The 3,477-nt window shown below is 42.7% G+C and carries 2 protein-coding genes; both read left to right on the plus strand.

Annotation, left to right across the window (positions count from 1 at the left end; translation table 11 throughout):
• Positions 1 to 62 precede the first annotated feature (62 nt).
• Entirely contained in the window at positions 63 to 1,520 is a 1,458-nt protein-coding gene (locus tag ACEYW6_RS35840) for a CHAT domain-containing protein (RefSeq protein ID WP_412983552.1), read from the plus strand.
• Between the two features lie 15 nt (positions 1,521 to 1,535).
• Positions 1,536 to 3,176 carry a hypothetical protein gene (locus ACEYW6_RS35845; protein WP_412983553.1) on the plus strand — a complete coding sequence of 547 codons (1,641 nt, stop codon included), beginning with the start codon at positions 1,536 to 1,538 and terminating at the stop codon, positions 3,174 to 3,176.
• Positions 3,177 to 3,477: the final 301 nt, after the last annotated feature.

The following is a 3,477-nucleotide window of genomic DNA, read 5'->3' on the forward strand; positions in this document are numbered from 1 at the left end:
CTGCTGGAATTCAGGTATATTAGTCATTTTGGCAGTTTTTGACTCTTCTTTTTTCAGGCTTTGTGAGAAATCCGGGTGTACAGTTCACCGCTAAACCTAACTTATTTGAAGGTCGAGGCTACATTCAGGTGGACTTGTTATATCGCGGATATCTGCTTCAGTCAAAGCAACTTGCAGTCCTCATCATCCCCGTAGCCGGGGCAGAAATCCCAGAGTCACTGCGCCCACCTCAAACCGCTAGCATTACCTTTACTACCATCGACTTGTTGACTCATGAAAAGCTAGCACTGCTGCCTGAGCGATTCTTAACTGTAGATGTACAGATTGATACACGAGATGGTAGCACTGACCTACGTTTTCTGGACAGGACACAGGGTAATCAAGAACTAGTATCTTATAGTACTAATTTACAATCTGGGTTAGGAAATGCGAGCGCCAGAGTCCGGCAAAAATTGCACTCAATGGCGGCGACAAAAGAGGGTTATCAGTTTAAAACCCAAGGTGATATGAAGCTGCTAAATACTTGGCTACCTCAATTAGCTGATGCTGGACGATATTTATATCGCTCATTACTCCCCGAAAACAAAGGTCGAACGTTAGGTGAAGACAGTGGCGAAAAATTACGCGCCGCCTTAAAACCCGATAGTGTCATCCAAGTCAACCCGATTAACCCAATTTTAGGATTGGGAAAGACAACAATCCCTTGGGCGTTACTGTATGAGCGTAAGGTCATGACCAGTAAGGAAGTTCATGTCTGCGAAGAATTTCTCAATCATGACATAGACTGTACTGATTGCCCTTTTAAAGATAATTATAAAGTTGTTTGTCCCCATGCTTTTTGGGGCTATCGCTATGCCATAGAGCAACTACCAGCTTGGACAAGTGGCGAACTTTCTCAAACGCCTAGCCTTGTATGGCAAATTGCCAATAATCAACCTTTGTATATCAATTTCAACGTCTGGCGGGATTTTAGGTTTTGGAAGAACCACCTGCCTAAAATTGAACAACTTGGTTACGTGAAAATGCTAGTAGCTGAAGAAATCATGGAACTGGAGAATATTTGGGCAACTTACAGTTCTGATTTAGATATTGTGTACTTTTATTGTCACGGCGGTATAGATGAAATCGAAAATCTGCCTTACTTGCAACTGAGCGATGACAAAATTTCCAGTAATTTTCTTGAAGCCTGCGAGGTAAACTGGCAGCATCGTCCTTTAGTTTTACTCAACGGCTGCGCTACTGGGGATTATGGGCCGGAGAGTTACATCAGCTTAATTGATGACTTTCGCTCGGCCGGTGCTAGTGGCGTAATTGGTACGGAATGCCCTGTACCAGAATTATTTGCAGAACTCTATGCCATTACTCTGCTGAAGCGAGTATTTCGCGGAGAACCTTTAGGACAAGCTATGCTGACAGTGCGTCGAGAAATGCTTCAGCAAAACCTCAATCCTTTGGGTTTAGTGTATTCATTGTATGCTCCTTATGAGATTGCTTTAGCTCGTGCGCTCGCCCATAATTAACTGCTTGATCTACTCATGAAACGCTGGATTACTGCTGCACTCCTGATTTTACTCATTTGCCCTGCTCCTGCTGTTGCTCAAACTAACGTCAAAATTGAAGTTGATGCCAAAGACAAGCCGTTAGAAGTTAAAGGTTGGTTGGGGGAAGAGAATGCCTTAATTAGCAACATCCGGTTAACAACTTCTGGAGGGAATATCACTGCTTGGACATTCCTACCCTCAGATTTGAAGCGAACCGAAGGAGATGAGGTAATTGGTCGTCAGCAGGTAGAGTTAATCGGGGAACGCAAGCTAGAAGCGGGTTTACCAAAAGATTTTCAGGTGAAGCTGAGTGGTGTAAAGTTACCAGGAACTTATCAAGGACAGATTGAAATACTTTTACCTAGTCAAAAGCGATCTGAGGCTTTGGTGATTCCTTTAACAGTGAAAGCAAAAGCTAGACCTGCATTAGTACCTGTAAAAGATTCAGAACAAGTTCAGTTGCAATTAGTCCAATGCAGTTGGGACTGTGGTTTAGCTCATCTATTACTCCCCGCCAGCGCTTTCCAAAATCAACGGTTAATTTATTTAGATAACTCCAATCAAGCAACTGTGTTTCTTACCAGTGGTGAAGTAATTTTACAAGGGAAACAAACTAACTATCAAATTACCAAAACCGAGGTAGAACCCCCGCTAAGTCCCCAAACTTTAGCTGCTAATAAAATTATTAGCTTGCCTTTAAAGTGGGAGCGATCGCAAATTCCCCCCGACCAATATACGGGGACAGTCTACTTGACAATGGAAGGTCGAGAGGGGAGACTGTCGATTCCAGTGGATTTAAGTATGCGTACTGGCCCAGCGATGCCAATTTTTGTTTTATTGGTGGGTATCGTTTTAGGCAGATTGTTCAAATATATGCAAGAGAAGGGGATTCCCCAATCGGATGCTTTGGCGAAAGTCTACGAAGTAGAGAACATGATTGCTCAAGTTGACCAACAAGACCAAGAAATCCTAAGTCCGATGGTCAACAAAATTAGGAATTCTGTTTCTCAGATGGATTTAGAAACAGTGAACGCAGATTTAGTCAAGATAAAAGAGCGTCTTAACTGCTTGACTAGCCTCCGAAAAATCGAACAGCAGTTAAAAGGTATGGAACAAGACCCTGATGTGGGTGGTGAAAACGGGCTATTAGCCAAAATTAGTGAAGCTCGAAACTGGATTAAATTTGAGAACGATGATAAAGCTAAAGAATTGCTGCAACAAATACAGGAGAGTCTTCTCCAACTCAGCAAAGTCATGATGGGAGCAGATCAACAACCCGATCCTAGTTTGACAGCAGCTGCAAATGAAGCGGCTGCGGCTATATTGGCTGCTGCTGGGCAGAAAACTAAATCAGACAGGTTTGCGTGGTTGCGCCAACTTTTGATAGCGATCGCAGGAGTATCTAATGAGTTGCGAGCAGAAACAACACTTTGGATTGTGCGGCCCCTGTTATCTTTAACGTTGTTAATAGGATTATCGTTAGTAGGGATACGCGCTTTATATGTAGAAAAGGGGATGACTTTTGGTGCTGACCCCTTTTCTAATTATTTGGAATTGATACTTTGGGGATTGAGTGCAGATGTCACTAGTAGGAGTTTGAGTAATTTGGCGGGGGGAGAGGAGAAGAAAGAGTAGGTTTGTGTATTTTGATATTATTCAACTTCTCAAACATTTAAAAATTAGGCGTTGCATAAATGCGGGATGAATCAGTTAAACACTGGTATTTCCCTATACTTTAAATAATGAAGTAATAAGCGAATTGAGTGTTTAAGCATATCTACTGATTTGGAATAACATAATGTTTTGCGATAGCGAAGCGGTAGCGACGTTAGGAGCGTCTGTAAGCGTGCTAAATAATGACGGGAGCAATGCGGTTTTGTCAGATCCGGTAAAAAACAAGCGATGCCTTCGGCGGGCGCAGCCATCGCAAAAATCA

Source organism: Nostoc sp. UIC 10607 (assembly GCF_047228265.1).
Lineage (GTDB): Bacteria > Cyanobacteriota > Cyanobacteriia > Cyanobacteriales > Nostocaceae > Nostoc > Nostoc foliaceum_A.